This is a genomic window from Acinetobacter sp. Tol 5 (assembly GCF_019702905.1).
Lineage (GTDB): Bacteria > Pseudomonadota > Gammaproteobacteria > Pseudomonadales > Moraxellaceae > Acinetobacter > Acinetobacter bereziniae.
On the sequence record NZ_AP024708.1, the window covers coordinates 852,364 to 875,575 of the forward strand.

The 23,212-nt window shown below is 40.0% G+C and carries 16 protein-coding genes; 8 read left to right on the forward strand and 8 right to left on the reverse strand.

Annotation, left to right across the window (positions count from 1 at the left end; all coding sequences use genetic code 11):
- Positions 1-101: 101 nt before the first annotated feature.
- The 4 genes from TOL5_RS04085 to TOL5_RS04100 are packed head-to-tail and all read right to left on the reverse strand — an operon-like array spanning position 102 to position 7,073.
- On the reverse strand, positions 102-2,234 hold the full coding sequence (locus TOL5_RS04085; RefSeq protein WP_121774606.1) for a hypothetical protein: 2,133 nt from the start codon (positions 2,232-2,234) through the stop codon (positions 102-104).
- Positions 2,231-3,415, reverse strand: a complete 1,185-nt coding sequence (locus TOL5_RS04090; protein ID WP_121774607.1) for a VWA domain-containing protein — start codon at positions 3,413-3,415, stop codon at positions 2,231-2,233. The genes TOL5_RS04085 and TOL5_RS04090 overlap by 4 nt, the downstream gene beginning before the upstream one ends.
- The gene (locus TOL5_RS04095) at positions 3,412-5,982 is read right to left on the reverse strand and encodes a DUF5682 family protein (RefSeq protein WP_199935089.1); all 2,571 of its coding nucleotides are present in this window, start codon (positions 5,980-5,982) and stop codon (positions 3,412-3,414) included. Before TOL5_RS04095 ends, TOL5_RS04090 begins: the two co-directional genes overlap by 4 nt.
- A complete protein-coding gene (locus TOL5_RS04100) occupies positions 5,982-7,073 on the reverse strand; it encodes an ATP-binding protein (protein ID WP_121774610.1) in 1,092 nt (363 codons plus the stop codon). The genes TOL5_RS04095 and TOL5_RS04100 overlap by 1 nt, the downstream gene beginning before the upstream one ends.
- 349 nt (positions 7,074-7,422) lie before the next feature.
- Between TOL5_RS04100 and TOL5_RS04105 the strand changes: the two genes are divergently transcribed.
- The 7 genes from TOL5_RS04105 to rimI all read left to right on the forward strand — a co-directional run bounded on the left by TOL5_RS04105 (position 7,423) and on the right by rimI (position 15,336).
- Complete coding sequence (locus tag TOL5_RS04105) at positions 7,423-8,889, forward strand: EcsC family protein (protein ID WP_121774609.1); 1,467 nt, start codon at positions 7,423-7,425, stop codon at positions 8,887-8,889.
- A 147-nt stretch (positions 8,890-9,036) separates the two neighbouring features.
- On the forward strand, positions 9,037-9,411 hold the full coding sequence (gene rpsL / locus TOL5_RS04110) for a 30S ribosomal protein S12 (RefSeq protein WP_002050319.1): 375 nt from the start codon (positions 9,037-9,039) through the stop codon (positions 9,409-9,411).
- A gap of 178 nt (positions 9,412-9,589) precedes the next feature.
- A complete protein-coding gene (gene rpsG / locus TOL5_RS04115) occupies positions 9,590-10,060 on the forward strand; it encodes a 30S ribosomal protein S7 (protein WP_004655203.1) in 471 nt (156 codons plus the stop codon).
- Positions 10,061-10,247: 187 nt separating this feature from the next.
- Entirely contained in the window at positions 10,248-12,383 is a 2,136-nt protein-coding gene (gene fusA, locus TOL5_RS04120; protein ID WP_009586196.1) for an elongation factor G, read from the forward strand.
- A gap of 93 nt (positions 12,384-12,476) precedes the next feature.
- Positions 12,477-13,667 carry an elongation factor Tu gene (tuf, locus tag TOL5_RS04125; RefSeq protein ID WP_004718491.1) on the forward strand — a complete coding sequence of 397 codons (1,191 nt, stop codon included), beginning with the start codon at positions 12,477-12,479 and terminating at the stop codon, positions 13,665-13,667.
- 220 nt (positions 13,668-13,887) lie between these two features.
- Positions 13,888-14,769 carry a metal-dependent hydrolase gene (locus tag TOL5_RS04130; protein WP_005033594.1) on the forward strand — a complete coding sequence of 294 codons (882 nt, stop codon included), beginning with the start codon at positions 13,888-13,890 and terminating at the stop codon, positions 14,767-14,769.
- Positions 14,770-14,877: 108 nt separating this feature from the next.
- Complete coding sequence (gene rimI, locus TOL5_RS04135; RefSeq protein WP_005033592.1) at positions 14,878-15,336, forward strand: ribosomal protein S18-alanine N-acetyltransferase; 459 nt, start codon at positions 14,878-14,880, stop codon at positions 15,334-15,336.
- Between the two features lie 41 nt (positions 15,337-15,377).
- Here rimI and TOL5_RS04140 read toward each other — a convergent pair whose 3' ends face one another.
- From TOL5_RS04140 to trxB, 4 genes are all read right to left on the reverse strand, one after another.
- Positions 15,378-16,193, reverse strand: a complete 816-nt coding sequence (locus TOL5_RS04140) for an arginyltransferase (RefSeq protein ID WP_004829984.1) — start codon at positions 16,191-16,193, stop codon at positions 15,378-15,380.
- A gap of 22 nt (positions 16,194-16,215) precedes the next feature.
- The gene (aat, locus tag TOL5_RS04145) at positions 16,216-16,947 is read right to left on the reverse strand and encodes a leucyl/phenylalanyl-tRNA--protein transferase (protein WP_005033587.1); all 732 of its coding nucleotides are present in this window, start codon (positions 16,945-16,947) and stop codon (positions 16,216-16,218) included.
- Between the two features lie 69 nt (positions 16,948-17,016).
- Complete coding sequence (locus TOL5_RS04150) at positions 17,017-18,567, reverse strand: class I SAM-dependent methyltransferase (RefSeq protein ID WP_121775638.1); 1,551 nt, start codon at positions 18,565-18,567, stop codon at positions 17,017-17,019.
- Between the two features lie 109 nt (positions 18,568-18,676).
- Positions 18,677-19,630, reverse strand: a complete 954-nt coding sequence (gene trxB, locus TOL5_RS04155; RefSeq protein ID WP_121775639.1) for a thioredoxin-disulfide reductase — start codon at positions 19,628-19,630, stop codon at positions 18,677-18,679.
- Between the two features lie 311 nt (positions 19,631-19,941).
- On the opposite strand from trxB, the gene TOL5_RS04160 reads away from it, so the two are divergent.
- Entirely contained in the window at positions 19,942-23,064 is a 3,123-nt protein-coding gene (locus TOL5_RS04160) for a DNA translocase FtsK (protein ID WP_121775640.1), read from the forward strand.
- Positions 23,065-23,212 lie beyond the last annotated feature (148 nt).

Consider the following 23,212-nt stretch of genomic DNA (forward strand, 5'->3'; position numbering starts at 1 on the left):
GAGCAACTGCGTGTTGCTTTTCTATAGTCTTTAATACTTCGCTAGGTTGTTCAGCAAAATTATAGAAAAATATCATCAATTTAAATACCGGAACTAATTTATCACGACGTAACTTGTCCTTCTAAAACGATTCTTTGATTTAAACGTTGTAGTTGTAATAAAACATGTCGCCATTTTAAAAGTTGCGTTGCAAGAGCGTCTTGAGTAGAACCCATTTGTAATGTGTTGCGAATAAAACTTAAACCTAAATCTGCAAATTGTTGGGCAAGCTCATTGAGTTTATCTTGATCATCACGATCAAATTGAGAACGACCTGTATTGGCATAAAACTCAAGCAATGTTTGTGTTTCTAAAACCAACACCTCTAAAGCAGACAGATGTTGTTGCTTTTGCCATTGTTTTTTCTGTTCCAGAAGCTTTTCAATTCGTCCTGTGATGAGTTCAGCCAAACTACTTTTCTTTTGTATTGGATGGTCATAGTCAAGACTAAAAATTTTTAATCCTTTGGAGGATTGCCAAATCACACTACATGGAATGAATTGCAACTGTTGTTGTGTTGTTTCAACACGCACCAAGGTTGCAAGGATTTTTTCATTTTGGATAAGATGGGTAAGATGCTTAATTCGAACACGATATTCTGCTTCGATTGGAATCACTAATTTCAACGCAATGTCTTGTTGGTCTGTCACGCGATATTCAAAATATTGTTCAAGCTCGTTAAGTTCAGGTGCATTGATACTGCGATGGCGCAACAGAACATAACGTGATTTGAGTTGTTCTAGACTTGAATGTGGGACAAACATCTCTTGTAAAGTTTGCCATTCAGATACGCCGATATTCATCTGGTCTAAGTCAGAAATGGTCAGCTCGTTGAATGAGCCTTTCTGTAAAAAACGGGTATCCGTGCTTGCACTGAGCTGAGTATCTGAACTTGATTTTGCATGGGTCAGTTCAAGTTGGTGTTGAAGTAAAAAGCTTAAAGAGCTTCCCCAAATACCTGTGTTAGCTGCACTATGCATATCAAAAGTGCGGTCTAAATGATTGGCTCTAGCTTGAGTGACTTCTTTGAGTTGTTGTTCAGACACATCCCAAAAACACACCGTTAAACCATGCGCACCGCTGTCGGTACTCCACCATTCACAACCCAGTGGAATCAAATGAGCAATCGTTTCATTTTGATAATCACGTTGTATCACACCGCGAAGCTTGGCTAAAGCTTCTGTTTGAAACTCTGGGTTTAAAGACTCAATTTCTGAAAGTGCAGTCAAATAAGCATATAGATGTGCCAATTGATTATAAATCTGTTGTTCATCAACCTGTATATCGTCCTCTAAAAATTGCCGCATAGTGCCATGTAGTGTACGTAATAAACTGCCTAGGCGAGGAAGGTTTTGGGCGCGTGCCTGCATATTTAAAATATGCAGTGACATAACGTTTTCTTTGGCAAGATGAGATAAACCGTGTTGAATAAAGTTCTGACAAATTGTTTTAAGTTCTTCGATGAACTCACGATCATCCAAAGCAAGTTGTTGGTTCGGATTGTTTTGTTGTTCGTTTAACTCAATCGACCATTGCCATTTTTCTGGTGCATATTGCAAAAAGAAGTAAGCAACACATGCTAAATGCGCTGCAATTTTTTGTTTGTGATTGATTTCTGACAAGATGCCTTCAAATCCAGTAGCAGGGTAGAGTAGAACAGGATGAGGACTTAAGTCTGTTTGAAAAGAAATCTTATTGTCTTGAATGTCAATTTGACACTGTTCTGGTTGTGCTAACCAATTTTGAATAAATTCATAAGCTAAACGAATATTGGCTTTACCTGCCTGCTTTTGAATTTTGCTTGGATCAAAGTCCAAGAGTTGTTCTTTTGCAGATGCTGTGGTGTGCTCAGGGGTAACGGATGTATTGGAGCTTTGTTGCTGAATGGCACTTTCAGTCGTATTTTCCAATACAAGCTGATTTGTTGAAAATTGAGCGACGTTTTCTTGAACCCATAAAATACTGCTTAAAATATGTTTGCAACACCCTTGAGCAGGGCAATTACATTGCGCCTGAGTGATTCCTTTTATCGGTAATAGAACCTCACATTCTTCAACTTTAAGAAGTAGTTGTTCATCACTGTGTTGAAGTAATTCAACGTCATTGAGCGCTTTTCGTGCACGTCTTAATAAGCCTGCATTACTGTGCATAATGAGGCTATCTTCATCGTATTGGGTATATATCTGCCAACTCATTGCATTACCTCTGCAAACCAAGTCGCTAAATGTTCAGGTGTCATTGCGGCGATTTGCATGCCACGTTCTTGGAGTTTTTGTGCCATATTACTGTCATAAACGGGATTGGCAGCCTGATCGAGTGCTGCAAGTCCAAGTAATTTACAACCTTGTTGGTTGAGTTGACTGGTGGTATTGAGCATCTGTTGAACAGATGCTCCTTCTTCAAAATCGCTGATCAAAACTAAAATACTGCGATGTGGTTGTTTAATTTTCTTTTGACAATATTGTAAAGCCTGCCCAATATTTGTTCCTCCTCCAAGTTGCATGGTGAGTAGAACTTCAACAGGGTCATGCGCCAAATGACTGAGATCAACAATTTGAGTATCAAACAGTACCAGACTGATGTTTACTGCAGGCAGTGCAGCTAAAATACTGGCACAAATCGCAGCATACATGATCGAGTTCATCATTGAACCACTTTGATCCACGCAGAGGACAATTTCCCAAGGCAAATGCTTTTGGACACGGGCATTAAAATAAGGCGTTTGAATAATCAGTTTTTGTAAGTCAGGCTGGTAGTTTTTCAGATTGGACTGAATGGTACGTTTCCAGTCAAAATTCTGTGCCTGTTTTAGCTGCGAACGTTTAAAACGATTACGACGTCCCTGAAAGGCTTGTAAAAATTGTGTACGAATTTTTTGTAGTAATTCCTCAACCACCTTTTGAATCAGCTCTCGAATAGCCGCTTTCATCTCATTGTTTAAACGACCACGCATACTCAGTAAGGCTTTGGCTACAGCTGGATTGGGTTCAAGTTGTCGAACATGTTCAGGATTTTTAAATAACTCGGTTAATTCATATCGTTCAATCGCTTGTTTTTGCATGCGTTCAAAAGTCGATTTTGGGAAAAGTTTGCGACTTTGATTCAGCCAATTAATTGCATTTAATTGGGATGCTTCTAAACCACCATGACGATTTTTACCTTGTTGGATTCCACGACGTTTATATTCATTTTGATAGAGATAATCGAGATTGCGTTCAAGCTTCAATTGCTCGCCAGAGAGCGTAGCAGCAGATAAATTTTGATCCGCGTAACGACCCAACATCAGACGCCAGCGACGTGCTTGATCCATTGCATCAAGCGCAACATGGCTGTCTGAGTTGTCATGTTGATTTTGTTTAGGAGGCAATTGGCTCATGAGTTTGCTCCCCAGTGTTCTAAATGGTCATATGCAAATATTTTATAAAGTTGCTGATTCAGTTGAACGCCTTGTAATACATCTTGCTCACTGATATGACTCAATACCTGATCCAGAATGGTGTCATTTCCAAGCCCTGTGATTTGGGCGATAAGTTTAGACACTTGTGTACTTTGTTTAGGCGTGAGTTGACTAAAGATATAGCGTAAATCAGGCAAAATCTGAATAAAAGTATCTTCAGTCCAATGGCTGACCAATTGATGTAATGCATCAATTGCTACTTTTGATTGTACAAAGATTTCTGGCGCAATAAAAAACATGCCATGTAAATACTGCACCGAATCTTCAGGAGAACTGCCTGCGGCAAACGCCAGTTGTAAGTATTGTTGAAGCTGCTGTTGCTCGATTTGATGATCTAAAAACTGTAAAGTATGCAGTGCACCTTTCAATGTATTGAGATGGAATTCATCCAGTTTTGTTAGATCAATCTGTTCATACATCAAACTCAATAAATCGAAGTCTTGCGTTTTAAATACATGATGTTCAAGCGGCATCTTCTGTTGTTGGATGTTTAAAATCAGTTCATGTAAGCTTTTTAGGTTTTTCAGGTTTTGTTCAACTTTTTCTTCATGGGTATCATAAAGTTGATCAAGTAAAAAACAGGCTTGATAGACCGCAAAGCTTAAACTTTTTAATAGCATTTGTTCTGGAAGCTTGAGTAGTTTGCGACCATGCCATAAATAGTAGAGTTGTTGTGCTGCGCCAATTACTGAAGCCAAGTTTTGATCGCTTTCAAGATATCCATCGAGTTGCTGATTCAACAGTTTTAAATGCTGTTTCAATCCCAAACGGCAGGCGAGAGCCAATAATTTAGCAGTTTCAAATGCAGATTGCCCCATACCCTGTTGTTCATTTTCTTGCTGCAACTTGCGCATTTTAATCAAAGCAATCTGTTCAAGCTGATTGCCCATTTCAGCCAGTTCAATTAAGCGTGCCTCAACACTAGGGGTCCATGCATAACGCCATTCCTCGAATAGAAGGTCCAAGCTTGCCCCTTGCACAAAATCAGGTCCTGAAATACGTTGTGCAAAATGACAGCCGACAAATTCCAATAAATGTAAGTATTGACTGATTTCTTGATGCAATGGTTTACGATAAATATCGAGTTTTCGATGACGTAAAATAGTGTCATTGAGATTAAAGCGGTAAGTCTTAATTTGTTGATAGGTATTTTGAAGTAAGGCTGGACTATGTTGATTCTGCGCAACTTTGCCAAGTCGTTGTCCACTTAAAAATTGAAAGATATGGGTAAATAAGTGTTGTTGCCCATCATCCATTTCACCTTTGATCAGTGCAGATTGCAATGCATCGAGTAGATCATAACGGCTAGGTTGATTGTGTCCACGCAGTACCGCTAATTGCCATGCGATTTCCGCAGTATTTTTAAGTGCAATAAATGGGGTGATATCAAGCGCATTTTGTTGATTTAAAAAATGGCACAATTCATTTAAATACTGAAAAAAATCTTGTTGTTGATCTGCTGGTGTTGGGGTGTTCTGAGTATTTAAGTTTTGCCAGTGGTGTTGATAGTAGGCTGGTGATGGCATGCCAGAAGCATAACCATTCAGGGCATCAAGACGATCAAAACTATAACGAATCAGCCATGCTTGTTCTTGCCACTTTTGAGTTGAGTTTTGAACAATAAAGCGTTCAGCCTGAGCGGTATCACTCAAATTTTCAATTAAGGCAATACTATGGAATCCGCCTGTCACTACTAAAACTTTGTGTTCGGGGTCCATCACCTTTTGGATACAATTCCACATCACGTCTTCACGGTGTAAAGAGGCTTCTCGTAAAAGTACCTCTCGTTCATAATCCAAACGCGCCAATGAGCACCACACAAACACATCATCAAAAAAACGTTGCGCCTGTTGTAGTTGACTGGCGTTTTGTAGTTCAAATAAATGATCCCATAGTTCGTCATGATTTCGACAATGCATGCTTTCAGCAAGTTTTTGAATATATTGGCTATGTGCAAAATATCGTTCAGACATCAAACTTTTTTGTTGCCAGTCAGCATCCTTTTGCTGACTTTTTAAAATGCTTTGCTGAGTCCAATCCAAGTCAATAAACTTAACTTCTGCATGCTGTTGTTTTGCCGCTTGAATCGCCACCCATTCTGGTGAATATTCACAAAAAGGGAAATAGGCAGAAAAAAACTCAGGTTGAGATTGATTGGCTTGATGTTGTTCATCCTGTTGTGCGTGAGACGGGGAACCGTTGTGATGAGATTGTGCTTGCGCGAAGATCGCAATCGGAGGTTCGGCGGCTTGTTCTTGTAAGCTTTGGATCAAGAACTCAAAACTGGTTGGCGCTTCAATCAATATATGTGTGGGTTTGATTTCATTGATGTACTGTTTTAAAGCAAAAGCACAGGCTGGACTATGATGGCGAATAGGTGCAAAGAATACATTTTGCTGTGCCAATTGTTGTTTAAGGTGAAATGCTTGTTTTAATCGAGCGGGCATTTCATCAATGACTGTGATTGGGTCCAGTAGTTGCATCATTAAAACTCTCGACTGGCTTCATAAAAACTTTTCCAATCGGCATCTTTACGTGCCCGTTCTTTTACTACTGTGTCCAGATAATAACGCAAGCGTTTGGCATCATCTGGATTATCTTTAAAGACAACCCCAATCAACTGTTGTGCAATATGCTCTGCTTTTAAAATACCGTCACTCAGATAGATGGCTTGAAGTCCTGCGGCATGGGCGATATTTACAGCTTCGGCTGTAGACATGACCGCATCTGGTGTTTTCAAGCTTGCACCTTGTAGACTTTGCCCTGTTCTTAATTCATTGAAAATAGTGACTAATAGCTCAATGATTTGTGGGCGTATTTGAATTTCTTGATAAAGTTCTGCAAGCTGCTGTTTCAGCTGCAATCCAACCAACTCAATTTCAAACTTTCGGTCACGAATCGCTTTGACGGTTTCAAAATTAAAGCGGCGTTTTAATGCAGCTGACATCTCATGTACACCACGATCACGTAAGTTGGCTGTGGCAATAATATTAAAACCCTGTGTCGCAGCTAAGTTAAAATCTTGTCCCATTTCTGGAATCATCATTTGTTTTTCTGAAAGTAATGACACCAAAACATCTTGAATTTCTGGTGGGCAACGGGTGATTTCTTCAAACCGTGCAATTTGACCATTTTTCATGGCGTGAAATAAGGGGGATGGAATCAGCGATTTTTCAGTAGGACCTTCTGACAATAGCAGGGCATAGTTCCATGAGTATTTAATGTGGTCTTCGGTTGTACCCGCAGTTCCTTGTATAGTGAGATGAGAGTTTCCAGAGATGGCTGCACTGAACAGTTCTGAAAGCATAGATTTAGCCGTCCCCGGTTCACCTACCAGCATCAGCCCTTGATTTCCCATCAATGTGACTAAGGCACGATCAACAAGTGCATCATCGCCATAAAACTTTTTTTGAATACCAAGTTTGTGATCACCTAAAATAAATGAACGAACCGCATACGCTGAAAGTTGCCAACCTGCAGGTTTTCTGTGTTGATCCTGTTCTTTTAAACACTCAAGTTCTGCTTGATATTTTTGTTCTGAACTGTATTTAATTTGACTCTGTAAATTCTGTTTCATAATCATTGAGTAAATATATTTGAAGGAATAAAACTATCATAGCTGGCAAAAGCCAAGATCACCACCCGTTCAATTGTTGTTCGCGACAAATTGTGACATCTATTTGTTAATATTATTGTTTATAAGAAAATATATTGATTTTATCGCCATCGAGTAGCGTTCGGATTGTTTATAATTGTATCGTATACTGATCTGTACTGAAATTTTATGAAATAGTAATTGTATTGGTGAATGATTCGGTACATTAATGTACAGGGGGTGTTGCTGATTCCATCATAGATGATTTGTCAGCAGACTCAGGCTATATGTCTTAGTATTAGTAATATAAACATAGTTACAGAGGATGCAGATGGTAAATTCCAATAAAAAACATTCAAGCGGACTTATTTCAAATGCTTTTGGTGTAGCAAAAAAACTCAGTGAAACGGGTTTAAATGTGCTTCAGCATGTCGCGCCAGGAACAGTCAGTAAGCTTACACAAAGCCCTCAAGCAGACTCAGTTGTTCAAGGTACAGCCCAAGAAAAAAATGCTTTTGAGCGAAAAAAATATGAAAATCCTCAGCAAATGATGCGTGAGCATTTACCCAATGTAACTGGTAAACTGTTGGGAAAACATTCAAAAAAAATTAATCATGTTGCTTCATTTATTTCCCCAGACTTAAATGAAAAACTGTCAGATTTCCTTTTCGATAAACTCAATGATTTTGTCTCTGAGTTGACCTCTGTTGAGTCCGTATTAAAAGAGGTTGGTGCAAAAAATCTAGCAGAACTTAGTCAAGATACTGAACGTTCACGACGGATCAGTACTGCATTAGCGAATCAAAATAAGATTATTGCCGCAATTCAGGGTACATTGACAGGTGCGGTTGGAGGCGTTGGTGCGATTATTGATGTACCAACTTCCTTGGCTCTGGCGCTACGAAGTGTTTACCATACTGGGCGAGCATATGGTTTTGAGTTACAGGCTAAAGACCATACCGTTGTAGAATATATTTTTAAACAGATTGACCTTGGGACTGTCGCTGAAAAGCAGGCATTAATTGCGGCAATTCGAACATTTGCGGGTGTTTTGCAAACCCATAATGTCAATCAACTCCAGCAATTATTAGGTTCAGCAAATGATGCTGAGCTGTTAAAAAAATGGATTGCCAATGAAGATGGTTCATTTAAATTATCATGGATGAATAATCTTCCACAGTTCAATCTGTTGACGCGTTTAACACCTTTAGCCACGATGGGAATCAGCGCTGTATATAGTTGGAAATTGGTGGATGATGCCACAGCGCAAGCTCAAATCGTTTTTTCAGGAGCACGTCAATATTTGCTTCAGCACCCTGATCAAACAATCGATACTTTAGAGGCTTATGAGCAGTTTACTCAGTTGCTGTCTCATGCCAATCCATTACTTTTAGCGGATTCATCGCAAAAGAGTAATCCAGAGAAAACAGATGTACAAATTGAGAACAAAACCATTACTCAAGTTGAAGTGAAAGAAAAACCCAATGAGGAAGATGTTGTTTCAAATCCTGTAGAAAAAGTTGAACAGGGTATTCAGAAATTAGCTGATACGCATATTGGAAAAAACACGTCTGAACAGTTGGATGAAAAATCGATCACGGCAAAACCTCGCCGCAATGTACAGAAAAAGCCAGCTACAGCTACTTCAACTTCTGCGGTAAAGGCAACGACAGCCGCAAAAACTGTAACAAAAAAACGTACACCAGCCAAACCGAAAGTTAATGCTGAAAATACAGTAAAAGGCACTGAAAAAAACGCAGAAGCTACTGATAAAAAATCAGAAAATAAGCCGGAATAAGTTTGCTTGGTTTTATCTGCAAAGTTCGAAATGGTCAATATTTGACAGTACGTTGAATATTGACCATTTTTACATCTTGGCTTACAATTGCATGCCCTCAAAAAGTGGTAATTTTTTGAGGCTTTTTATTAACGGGAGAATTGCCATATGGCAACAACAAATCAGTTGATCCGTAAGGGTCGTACAACTTTGGTTGAAAAATCAAAAGTTCCTGCGTTGAAGGCTTGCCCACAACGTCGTGGTGTTTGTACACGTGTTTATACAACTACACCTAAAAAACCTAACTCAGCAATGCGTAAAGTTTGCCGTGTTCGCTTAACTTCAGGTTTTGAAGTTTCTAGCTATATCGGTGGTGAAGGTCATAACCTACAAGAGCACAGTGTTGTTCTTATCCGTGGTGGTCGTGTTAAAGACTTACCAGGTGTACGTTACCATACCGTTCGTGGTTCTTTGGACTGTGCTGGTGTTAAAGATCGTAACCAGTCTCGTTCAAAATACGGTACTAAACGTCCTAAGAAATAATCTTTCGAGATTCGCTTCTTAAGCCGATAGAACCACAATCCTTTATCGTCTCGCTTGTCTGATTTCTGCATTAATTTTGTGAAATTCAAGCGACGTGTAGTAAGGCCAGCGAATAGCACATGACACTTTGTGCTCATGCTGGATAAACCTGAAGTGTCATATTTATAGGTAGATTAAAATGCCAAGACGTCGCGTAGTTGCTGCTCGTGAAATCCTTCCGGATCCTAAGTTCAGTAGCCAAACAATCGCTAAATTCATGAACCACGTAATGCAAGATGGTAAAAAGTCTATTGCTGAAAGTATCGTTTACGGTGCTTTAGACCGCGTTCAAGAAAAAAACAAAGTTGACCCAGTTGAATTTTTTGAGACTACTCTTGAAAAAGTTCGTCCTATGGTCGAAGTAAAAGCACGCCGTGTTGGTGGTGCTACTTATCAAGTACCTATGGAAGTACGCCCATCCCGTCGTACTGCCTTGGCTATGCGTTGGTTAGTAGATGCTGCTGCTAAGCGTTCTGAAAAAACTATGGCGTTACGTCTTGCTGGTGAGTTGCTTGATGCAGCTGAAGGTAAAGGCGCAGCGATCAAAAAACGTGAAGATGTGCACCGTATGGCTGAAGCTAACAAAGCCTTCTCTCACTACCGCTTCTAAGCGGCTAAAACAGTCCCTTATCAGGAGAATACTCATGCGTATTGCAGCTCGATTTAACATCGCCCTCTACCAAAGTGGGGGATTTGCGGGTATTTAAGTTGCCCATTACGTATTGAGTATCCGTACGCATCAATGCTTCATTGATGCGTCCTGTTTTAAACAACAAAATTTAGGAATGCAAGAAATCATGGCTCGTCAAACCCCAATTTCTCGTTATCGTAACATTGGTATTTCTGCGCACATTGATGCTGGTAAAACCACGACTACAGAACGTATTTTGTTCTACACAGGTGTATCTCACAAAATTGGTGAAGTACATGATGGTGCAGCAACAATGGACTGGATGGAACAAGAGCAAGAACGTGGTATTACAATCACTTCAGCTGCTACGACTACATTCTGGTCAGGTATGAGTAAACAGTTCCCTGAACACCGTATCAACGTAATTGATACACCGGGACACGTAGACTTCACAATCGAAGTTGAACGTTCTATGCGTGTTCTTGACGGTGCTTGTATGGTTTACTGTGCTGTAGGTGGTGTACAACCTCAGTCTGAAACTGTATGGCGTCAAGCGAACAAGTACCAAGTACCTCGTTTAGCATTCGTGAACAAGATGGACCGTACAGGTGCAAACTTCTTCCGTGTTGTTGAACAAATGAAAACACGTCTTGGTGCACATCCTGTACCTATCGTTGTTCCAATCGGTGCTGAAGAAAACTTCCAAGGTGTTATCGACCTGATCGAAATGAAAGCGATCATTTGGGACGAAGCTTCTCAAGGTATGAAGTTCGAATACGGCGATATTCCAGCTGATCTTCAAGCGACTGCTGAAGAATGGCGTACAAACATGGTTGAAGCTGCTGCTGAAGCTTCTGAAGAGTTAATGGACAAATACCTTGAAAATGGTGATCTTGATAAAGAAGACATCGTTTCTGGTTTACGTGTTCAAACATTAGCTTGTCAAATTCAACCAATGCTTTGTGGTACAGCGTTCAAAAACAAAGGTGTTCAACGTATGTTGGATGCTGTAATTGAATTCTTGCCATCACCTACAGAAGTGAAAGCGATTGAAGGTGTACTTGACGATAAAGCTGAAACTAAAGCTGTTCGTGAAGCATCTGACGAAGCTCCATTCTCTGCGTTGGCGTTCAAAATCATGAACGACAAGTTCGTAGGTAACTTGACATTCGTACGTGTTTACTCTGGTGTTCTTAAACAAGGTGATTCTGTTTATAACCCAGTGAAATCTAAACGTGAACGTATTGGTCGTATCGTGCAAATGCACGCAAACGATCGTCAAGACGTTGAAGAAATCCGTGCGGGTGATATCGCTGCGTGTGTAGGTCTTAAAGACGTAACTACAGGTGATACACTTTGTGATGAGAAAAATGTCATCACACTTGAGCGTATGGAATTCCCTGAGCCAGTAATTGCACTTGCAGTTGAGCCAAAAACTAAAGCTGACCAAGAAAAAATGTCGATTGCTTTAGGTCGTTTGGCGAAAGAAGATCCATCGTTCCGTGTTCGCACTGACGAAGAATCTGGTCAAACAATTATTGCGGGTATGGGTGAGCTTCACCTTGACATCATCGTTGACCGTATGAAACGTGAATTCGGTGTTGAAGCGAACATTGGTAAACCAATGGTTGCTTACCGTGAGACAATCAAAAAGTCTGTTGAACAAGAAGGTAAATTCGTTCGTCAAACTGGTGGTAAAGGTAAGTTCGGTCACGTATACGTACGTTTAGAACCGCTTGATCCTGAAGCTGGTAAAGAATACGAATTTGCTGAAGAAGTTGTTGGTGGTGTTGTACCTAAAGAATTCTTCGGTGCAGTTGACAAAGGTATTCAAGAACGTATGAAGAATGGTGTCTTGGCTGGTTACCCTGTTGTGGGTATCAAAGCGACATTATTTGACGGTTCTTACCACGATGTCGACTCTGACGAATTATCGTTCAAAATGGCAGGTTCTTACGCATTCCGTGATGGTTTCATGAAAGCAGATCCGATCTTGCTTGAACCGATCATGAAAGTTGAAGTAGAAACTCCAGAAGACTACATGGGCGATATCATGGGTGACTTAAACCGTCGTCGTGGTATGGTTCAGGGTATGGATGACTTACCTGGCGGTACTAAAGCAATTCGTGCTGAAGTTCCACTTGCTGAGATGTTTGGTTACGCGACTCAAATGCGTTCTATGTCTCAAGGTCGTGCGACATACTCTATGGAATTTGCTAAATATGCTGAAACTCCACGTAACGTGGCTGAAGGCATCATTTCTAAATTCCAGTCTGGCGGTAAAAAAGGTGACGACGAGTAATCTTTCGATTACTATAAGCCCAAACTAATTCATAGTTAAAAACCAAGTGCTCATGCAGTGACCCTGCATGAGTAGTTAAAAAAGGAAGCTCTCATGGCTAAGGCTAAGTTTGAACGTAATAAGCCACACGTAAACGTGGGTACAATTGGTCACGTTGACCATGGTAAAACAACTTTAACTGCTGCAATTGCAACTATCTGTGCAAAAACTTACGGCGGTGAAGCTAAAGACTACGCAGCAATCGACTCTGCACCAGAAGAAAAAGCACGTGGTATTACAATTAATACTTCACACGTAGAATACGATTCTCCAATCCGTCACTACGCTCACGTAGACTGCCCAGGACACGCCGATTATGTTAAAAACATGATCACTGGTGCTGCTCAGATGGACGGTGCGATCCTTGTATGTGCTGCGACTGATGGTCCAATGCCACAAACTCGTGAACACATCCTTCTTTCTCGCCAAGTAGGTGTACCTTATATTCTTGTATTCCTTAACAAGTGTGACCTTGTTGATGATGAAGAATTACTTGAATTAGTAGAAATGGAAGTTCGTGAACTTCTTTCTACTTATGACTTCCCAGGTGATGACACTCCAATCATCCGTGGTTCAGCACTTGCTGCACTTAATGGTGATGCTGGTCAGTATGGCGAATCTGCAGTTCTTGCACTTGTTGAAGCGCTTGACTCTTATATCCCAGAACCAGAGCGTGCAATCGACAAAGCATTCTTGATGCCAATCGAAGACGTATTCTCAATCTCTGGTCGTGGTACAGTGGTAACAGGTCGTGTAGAATCTGGTATCGTTAAAGTAGGCGAAGAAGTTGAAATCGTTGGTATTAAAGATACAGTTAAAACAACTGTAACTGGCGTAGAAATGTTCCGTAAACTTCTAGACGAAGGTCGTGCTGGCGAGAACTGTGGTGTACTTTTACGTGGTACTAAGCGTGAAGACGTACAACGTGGTCAAGTACTTGCTAAACCAGGTACAATCAAGCCGCACACTAAATTCGACGCAGAAGTATATGTACTTTCTAAAGAAGAAGGTGGTCGTCATACTCCGTTCCTTAACGGTTACCGTCCACAGTTCTACTTCCGTACAACTGACGTAACTGGTGCAATCCAATTACAAGACGGCGTTGAAATGGTAATGCCAGGCGACAACGTTGAAATGTCAGTAGAATTGATCCACCCAATCGCAATGGACCCAGGTCTACGTTTTGCGATCCGTGAAGGTGGTCGTACAGTTGGTGCTGGTGTAGTTGCTAAAGTAACTGCATAATCGCTGATTGTGTATAAAAAAGCGCTCCTATGGGGCGCTTTTTTTATGGCTAAAACCAAACCTATAAATTGTCAGACAATTACAGTCTAAAGCTGTCCTTAACTGATATTTGTGTGACCTAATCTGCAATTATCCAAAAATTATAAAAAAGTAAGATAAAGAAAGAGAAAAACAAACATAAAGAATTTAAGTGATATCTCACTTAATAGGAGTAACTGCAATGAATGCAAAAGTGAATATTTCAAACCGTGCTGGTGCAACCTTCCCTGTACGTCGTATGGATTTTAATTTTGACGATGTACCTGAATACTGGGCAAATGACTCTGCAGGTATTACACATTTCATGACGGCATTATCTGCTTTGTTCCCAGATGGTGAAAAGTTATTTATTGATTCTGTACGCGCAGTGCGTTATCACCCAGCAATTAAAGACAATCAAGCATTGCAAAAAGAAATCAGTGCTTTTATTGGTCAAGAAGCCATGCACACCAAAGAGCATGAAAACTTTAATGCATCCGCAAAACGATTTGGACACGATGTTGAGAAGTATGAACGTGAAACAGGTGCGCTTATTCAAGGTGCACGAAAATGGTTTGCAAGAGTTGTTAAACCATTTGGCATGACTCAAGAAATGGTTGATTTGACTGCGACAACAGCATTAGAACACTTTACTGCCACGATAGCCTCTCAACTATTGATAAATGAACATATTCAAAAGCTCATGACCGATCCAACCATGTCATATATGTGGTATTGGCATGCGGTAGAGGAAAATGAGCATAAAGCGGTGGCTTTTGATGTGTATGAAGCGGTCTTTGGTAAAGGCATTAAAGCTTATGGATTACGTACAACAGCCTTGGTGGTTTCAATGGTACTGATCTTTATGGCGCAATCCTCATTTGTTGTACGTCTATTAAAAGAGGATGGAAAGCTTAATCTAAAAGAGCTCGGCATCATTTATAAATATGCTTATAGCCCCTCAAAAGGCATTATTACAGGCATGACCAAAGAGATGTTGGCTTACTTTAAACCTGGATTTCATCCAAATGATTTAGATACAGTTAGTTTGCTTGAAACATGGAAAGCAAAATTAGGGCTTTAATGTTTGATTGAGCGCATTATCTAAGAGCAACATTTGTTGCTCTTTTTTATTCGACTAATTGTATAAATTACATATAATTCATTTTTTATATTGAGTTAATGAACGAAGATGATTCGTTTAATGCAAGCTTCAGATTTACATGTTGTGGCTGAAATTGAAAATCAAGTACAAAGCCATCCTTGGAAAATAAGTCAATTCGAGGAGTCCATCACAAGCTATGTGAGCACGGTAATTGAACAGAACCATCAAGTTGTTGGTTTTTGTATTTTGCAACCTGTGCTAGATGAGGCAAATCTATTACTCATGGCTATTCATCCAAGTCAGCAGGGGAGAGGGTTAGGTTATCAACTGTTAGAGGAATCGATAACCTTGTTAAAAAATAATCCTGTACAAATCTTTCTTGAAGTTCGTGAGTCAAATCAAGCAGCAATCGCATTGTACGAAAAATCTGGCTTTCATCAGATTGATTTGCGCAAAAACTACTATCCCAATAAAGATGGTAGCCGTGAGCATGCCATCATTATGGTCAAAACATGTAGTGATGATTTTTCGAAGTTATTTAAATAAAATGATTTAACAAAAATAGTTTAAATAACAGCTCAAGCCGATTATTTAATAATTGGCTCGTTCCACTCAGAAGGGAGTGTGGTCATTAACATATCGCCTAACTCTTGAATTTCTTTGGCGTCCAAATGTCGATTGATACGACGCCATTGTCCGTCTAGTAACAATTCAAATGGGGCATATTGGGATTTGTAATTCATTTTGTTGGCATGTGGAACCCAATAGCCTAAATAGACATAATCCAAGCTCAACGATTTAACATATTCGATTTGCTTTAGTATCGCAAAAACGCCAAGTGAGCGTTTGCTTTCACTTGGATCAAAGAAGGTATAGACCGCAGAGACACCATCATCCAATTGATCACAGGTAGACACACTGATTAAACGATCATCTTTCCACAGTTCAAGAAAGAAACTATTGGTACAGCTGTGGATCAAGAATTTTTCAAATTGATCATAGCTCGGAGGGAACATATCACCATCAGCATGCCGTTCAATAATATAACGTTCATAAAGCTGATAATGTATTTGGCTCGCCTCTTGGGTGGAAATAATTTTTACTGTGAGATCTTGATTGCGTTTCCATGCTTTTTTTTGCGCACTGTTCATTTGAAATTCAGCAACGGGGACGCGGCAAGATAAACATTGACGACACAGATGGCATTCAGGGCGATAAACAAAGTCACCACTGCGTCTAAAACCCACGCGTGATAATTCAGAAAGCGTGACCACATCAATGCGATGTACCGGATCGAGAAAAACCATACGTGCAGATTTATTTTCTAAATAGCTGCAATCATGTGGTGGAGTAATATAGTACTGTAAGTCGTTCAATAGGGACTTAGGATGATAAGAATTCATAAATCAGCCCCTCCTTTTATTGTCATTCCATTAAGCGCGAAAAATTCGCTATTGTTTTACTTGAAAATACACGCTCTTGATAACTTTTCCAATCTATAGGGGGCTGTTTTATTACATCTTGTAACGATTTAAGATATTCATGGCGAGAAAGTGTGCAAGCACCTAAGCTGATTAAGTGATCATTGACTAGCTGACAGTCAATCCATGGCAAATCATTTTCGCGACCTAAGAGCATCAGTGTATAAAACGCCATTTTGGAGACATCCGTTTGTGTGCTGAACATGGACTCACCAAAACAACCGTGCCCAATACTGACCCCATAAAGCCCACCAACAATTTTATCTTGGTCCCAAACTTCAACACTATAGGCATAACCCGCCTGAAAAAGCTGACAGTAACCTTGAATAATTTCTTCAGAAATCCAGGTTTCATCGGCATATTGACGGGGCAGTGAACACGAACGAATGACCTGTTCAAAAGCATGATTAATGGTGATTTGATAATCAAACTTTTTCATGTTGCGCAGCAGTGATTTGCTGGGCTTATAGTCTTGAGGACGAATAATACATCTTGGTTCAGGGCTCCACCAGCAAATCGGCTCACCTTCAGAAAACCACGGAAACAAACCATGCGTATAGGCTTCGTAGAGTGTTGATGGATCTAAATCTGCGCCAATACAAATTAAACCTTGTTCGTCTGGATCAGCTTCTATTGGATCTGGGAAAATAAATTGTGAAGGTGCTAATGAGTTCACGGAATATCATCAATAAAAAAAGATCAGCTTTATCTTAGCTGATCTTCAGTAGGGATGTCTAAATAGAAGCTATGCAAAAAGTTTCAATTGTTGAGCAATTTTGAGTTTATCGCTGTCTAAAAAGAACTGTGCTTTTTCTTCAATAATTTTCAGACTGGTTTCAGTGTCAGAAACAGGCTGCCCTTGTTTATCCAAGACCAACCATCTTAATTGTGTGAGGACATCCCAAACATATTGAGCAAACTCTGATGCAGAATTTAAACCATCAACAAAATGGGCACGATAGAAAAGTTGATTAAACTGATCACTTGGGATACCAATCCCCGTTAGTGGGCATGCTAAAACCTGATAATTGGTATGATAACTGGCTTGTTCGAGGAAGTAGTGATTTAACTTTTGTGCTTGTTGTGTTGTTTCGTCAGATAATTGGTGCTGACATGGCTGAGCTAAACCTAAGTGACACAAGATCACCAGCGCATTTAACAGTTTGGCATAGGTAATATCAGGCATGACTTGTTCGAGTTGAGCAAGGGTTTGTGGCTGATAGTCAGAATTTTTAAAGTGTGCGCCTAAAGGTTGGTAAACTTCTTGGAGCAAATCAAATTCACCTAAGTAGCCAGCAATAGTGGTAGGTAGCTTTTCAGGTGCAATCAATAGCACAAAAGCAGTATTTCTCAGACGATGCTGAATTTCGAGTGGGGTGAGGGTATTTTTGCCACGAATAAAAAGATCTTTTCTAAATTGAGTGTTGGCAAAGTAATCTCTACATTGTTCTTTAAAGATCGGATGCTCAATGGTATTTAAAAACTGCTGGTGTTGATCACTAAAATTAATATTATCTAAATGGGTATTTAAATCAGTTGAACCTGCATAGGTCAGTTTAATTTCTTCTAGGATTCGTACCACTTGTTGAAATGAAAAACATTGCCAATCTTGATTGAGATATTCATGGACCAAATAATTGGGATTTTGTTTTTTGAGGTCTTGAACTTTATTGAGAGCATTTGGATTTCGTTGTGCAAATAACGGGTTTTGAGTGAGTAAGGCTTCACTGAATTCAAGTGAGTCATTTACTTTTTGCAGTGGGTTGGTGCTGGTGCTGTTAAATTTAAAATGACTATGAAATAGCTCTCGAATCGGCATATTGGCTGCCCAACCCGTTAAGCAATTATAACTGATATAGACAATCCCGTTTGGACTTAAAAATTTTCGGATGAACTGTAAAATAATATGTTGGTTTTCGTGACTGATCCAACTCCAAATACCATGCAGGCTGATGGAGTCAAACATCGGTAGATCTTTATTCAGTAATTCTTCAAAACTGGCATCATAAAAATGGTGCGGAACTTGCGTTTGTTCAGCCAAAACATTGGCATGTGCTGCATGTGCAGGGTTGAAGTCAGTACCAAAAAATAAGCCGAAACTAGAAGTGGCATGGATATTCAGACTGACCCCTTGTCCAAAACCGAGTTCACAATGTTTATGATCATCTTTTGCAGGTGGGCAATCTACACCATTGAGTAGTAAACAAAATTTCTGATAATTGGGGCTAAGATCTTTGTAGTAGCCATAGGTGTAATTTACTTCAGTCTGGTAGCCATCGGTCCACGTTGTTGTCATCTTTTTTCCTATAATTGATATTTATTTAAAATCATTGATCTTGTTTATTTATAAATCAAAAATAAAGAAACCGCCATGTAGGCGGTTTATTTTTACAAAAATAATGGAATTATTCTAAGCCATCTAAATAACGGTCTGCGTCAAGTGCAGCCATACAGCCTGAACCTGCCGAAGTAATTGCTTGGCGATACACATCATCAGCCACATCACCTGCAGCAAATACACCTGCAACAGATGTTGCTGTTGCATTACCTGCTGTACCACTGCGGACTTGGATATAGCCATTACGCAATTCAAGTTGACCTTCAAACATCGCAGTATTTGGTTTATGACCAATCGCAACAAACAGACCTGAAACATCAACGTCTTGTGATGAGTCATCTTGGGTTGATTTAAGACGTACAGAAGTTACGCCTGAGTTGCTGTCACCGAGAACTTCTTCAACCTGATGGTTCCAGATGATCGAAATTTTTCCTTCTTTAACTTTCTCATTGAGATGATCTTGAAGAATTTTTTCTGAGCGTAATTTGTCACGACGGTGTACAAGCGTTACATGTGATGCGATGTTGGAAAGATATAATGCTTCTTCGACCGCAGTATTACCGCCACCCACAACCATGACTTTTTGGTTTTTGTAAAAGAAACCATCACAAGTTGCACATGCACTGACACCTTGACCCATATAGGCTTGTTCTGACTCTAAACCTAAGTATTGTGCTGTTGCACCAGTCGCAATAATTAAAGCATCACAGGCGTATTCATCCATGTCGCCTTTGAGAACGAATGGACGCACTTTCAAATCAACTTCATTGATGTGATCGTAGAGTATTTCAGTACCAAAACGTTCAGCATGCGCTTGCATACGCTCCATCAATGCAGGACCTGTTAAACCTTCAGCATCGCCCGGCCAGTTTTCAACATCAGTCGTCGTGGTTAATTGACCACCCAACTGCATACCGGCAATCAATGTTGGCTTTAAGTTGGCGCGTGCTGCATATACTGCAGCACTATAACCCGCAGGACCAGAACCGAGAATAATCAACCGAGAGTGACGAGCGCTCATAAGTCATCCTTTTTATAAAAAATATAGCAATTGCTCGAATTATACGTGAAACTTGGTCAAAGTTGTGTGGCTTCAATGTCGATAATATTGATCATCTAAATCGAATTGAGCTATATAGAAAGACGAAATAAGTTTGTTGAGCATTTTCATGCAAATAAAACTTTAAATTTCTAACAATGCTTTACAACACAAGTAAATAATAGTGCATCTTTTTTTTAAGAACAGGTGCATAATATAAAAATTTCTTCTCTCAAGAAAAGCTTAAAAGCTTCAGAAAAGAGTAATTTGAATAATTGGTTACAGGATCGTATATGACTGCGGTGTCAAATGTTTATGCACAGCGCTTTTTAACAACAATATTCTTGATTTCATTTGGGATCTATCTGTTCCTTGCAACAGTGACTTATACCCCATTTGATCCAGGTTGGATGCATATTTCCAGTGATACACAACAGGTTTCAAATGCCAGTGGTGTTGCAGGTGCTTGGATTGCTGATTTATTGTTTGGTTTCTTAGGTTGGGCAAGTCTACTTATCCCTGTATTTATGTTTATTGAAGCCATACAAGTATGGTGGCCACGAAGCTTTGTGAGTCGTCCATTTCGTTATGCTGCTCAATTTTTCATTTTGCTGGCGACATCGAGTTTATTGTATTTGTTATGGAATGTGCCTGCAGATACATTGGCAAATGCCTCGGGTGGGATTATTGGCTATGAATTAGGTGAAAGTCTATCTCAACTGATGACCATCTATGGTGCTGTAATTTTTATCCTGATTTTACTCATTGTGTTATTTACTTTGGCTTTTGGAATCCAATGGAATAAAACATGGGCAATGTTGAAAGCCACACCTGCATATTTACAAGATTTATTTTATAAAAATGTGCCTGAAAGTGAGTCAGCCTATGATTTAACTTCACCACAAAAGAATAAAGTGCATTCGCATAAAGCTGAGCCGATTACAGCACAGGCAGAATTTACTGAAGCTGATCAAGAGCAACAGCCTAAAGAACATTTAATTGTTAAAAATACTAAACATAATCAAACGGCTGAGCGTTTGTTTGATGACATGATTGAACAAGAACATAAAGCTCATCAAGAGACTCACTTTGATCGAGATGATATCGATGATGAAACCTTGGAACGTACTTTAGAAAAGGCGCATCGTTTAGAACAAGACAGTCAACGTACGGTTTCATCTGGTGAAGTATGGAAAGCACTGAATCAAGATCAAGATCACAATCGTGATATAGATGCATTATTAAGAGCTTCAGAAGATCAAACTGAAAATAAATATTCTGATCATTTACCGCATGCACATACATCAGTGAGCCATGTGGAGACAAAACAAAAATCATCACTTGACTGGGATGATGATCAAGTTTTTGATGAATTATTATCGGTTGTTCCGAATGGGCAAACCGCAACAGATATTCATACACCATTCAATGCCAATACAGCACATACGCAAGTTGAATCTACAGATACAATTCAGCCCACCACGAGTTTTGCCAATGTTGCTGGAACGACTGCACCGACTGTTGTGACCACATCAGGTTTAGCCCATGAACTGGATGAACTTGCTTCACTTGCTGATGATCCATTTGCTGAAGCACATGATATAACGCATTCAGAACAGTCTTCCATTGAGCCTAGAACAACGGCTGAGGCAAGAACCACCAGTAGTTATGCCCAATCTTCGCCGTTTACCCGTGCCAATATTCAAACTCATTTAGCAGCATCAACTTTGGTAAGCGAAGAAGAGAAATCTCTGATTTCTTCCGATAAAGATGCGTTTAGGGAGGCGTGGCAAGAAACAGCGGGTAAACCTCAAGATGAATTGCAGACTGAGTTTGCAGAACTTGAAGATGACTTCGACTTAGATGCACCGCTGACAGATGCTTTCGGTCGACCAATGTCACGAGCAATGCAGGTTGCCCAAAAGCGTCGTGATTTACCTACTTTGCCAGGCTTTGAGTTACTGGATAAAGTTGATCCAAATAAAAAGGTTAACTTTACAGCTGAACAACTTTCACGCTTATCTGAATTACTAGAAATTAAACTACAAGAGTTCAATGTCAAAGCAAAAGTCATTGAAGCACAACCTGGACCTGTAGTAACACGTTTTGAGTTGGATCTTGCACCAGGCGTTAAAGCTTCCAAAGTCACCAATATTTCACGAGATTTAGCACGTTCAATGTCTATGGCTTCGGTGCGTGTTGTTGAAGTTATTCCAGGTAAACCGTATATCGGCATTGAAGTGCCCAATAGTAGCCGTGAAATGGTGCGTTTGATTGAGTTGCTTGAAACTCCTGCTTTTAGAGATCCAAACGGTTTGCTTTCAATGGCAATGGGTAAAGATATTTCAGGTAATCCAGTGATTACTGATTTAGGTAAAGCCCCCCATATGCTGGTTGCAGGGACAACGGGTTCGGGTAAGTCGGTTGCAGTTAACTCGATGATTTTATCGATGTTATTGAAATATACGCCAGACCAATTACGTTTGATTTTAATTGACCCTAAGCAATTAGAATTGGCAAATTATAATGATATTCCTCATTTATTAACGCCAGTTGTGACTGACATGAAAGATGCTGTAAGTGCTTTGAACTGGTGTGTAAATGAGATGGAACGTCGTTATAAACTGATGTCATTCTTGAAGATTCGTAAACTGGCGGACTATAACCGTAAAGTTGAAGAAGCTATTGCCAATGGTGAGGACTTGATTGACCCGACGTGGAAAGCCAGTGATTCTGCTACGCAGGAACGTGCACCACGTTTGCAACCTCTCCCATCTATTGTGATTGTGGCGGATGAATTTGCAGACATGATCATGCAGGTGGGCAAAAAGGCAGAAGAGATGATCACACGTCTGGCGCAAAAGTCACGTGCGGCTGGTATTCATTTACTGCTAGCGACACAACGTCCGTCTGTAGACGTAATTACAGGCTTAATTAAAGCCAACATTCCAACCCGTGTAGCATTACGCGTAAACAGTAAAATTGATTCACGCACAATTCTTGATGGTGGTGGTGCAGAAGATTTGCTCGGTCACGGTGACATGCTCTTCCTCGGGCCGGGTAAAATTGATCCCGAACGTGTGCATGGTGCATTTATTTCCGATGATGAAGTAAACCGCATTTGTGATGCGTGGCGTGAACGTGGTGAGCCAAATTATATCGATGAAATTCTTACCCCATTTGATGAGGAACCGACCTCACGTGGTTTTGAGGACGGGGATGGTGATCCAAACCGTGATGCACTGTATGACCAATGTGTTTCCTTTGTATTGGAAACCCGCAAGGTATCAGTATCATCGTTACAACGTAAGTTTAGCTTGGGTTATAACCGTGCTGCACGTATTGTCGATCAAATGCAAGAGCAGGGGATTGTCAGCGAACAAGGACCTAACGGTAAACGTGATATTCTGGTCTAACTCGATCAAGTTGCAATGGGTTTCGACCGATTGCAACTTCACTATTATATAAAAAATTTCAATTATACTTCGCATAAAAAGCTGAAATACATGTGTGGTAAAACATGAATTTTCACACTAATATAAAACAGCCATCTTTAAATGGAAT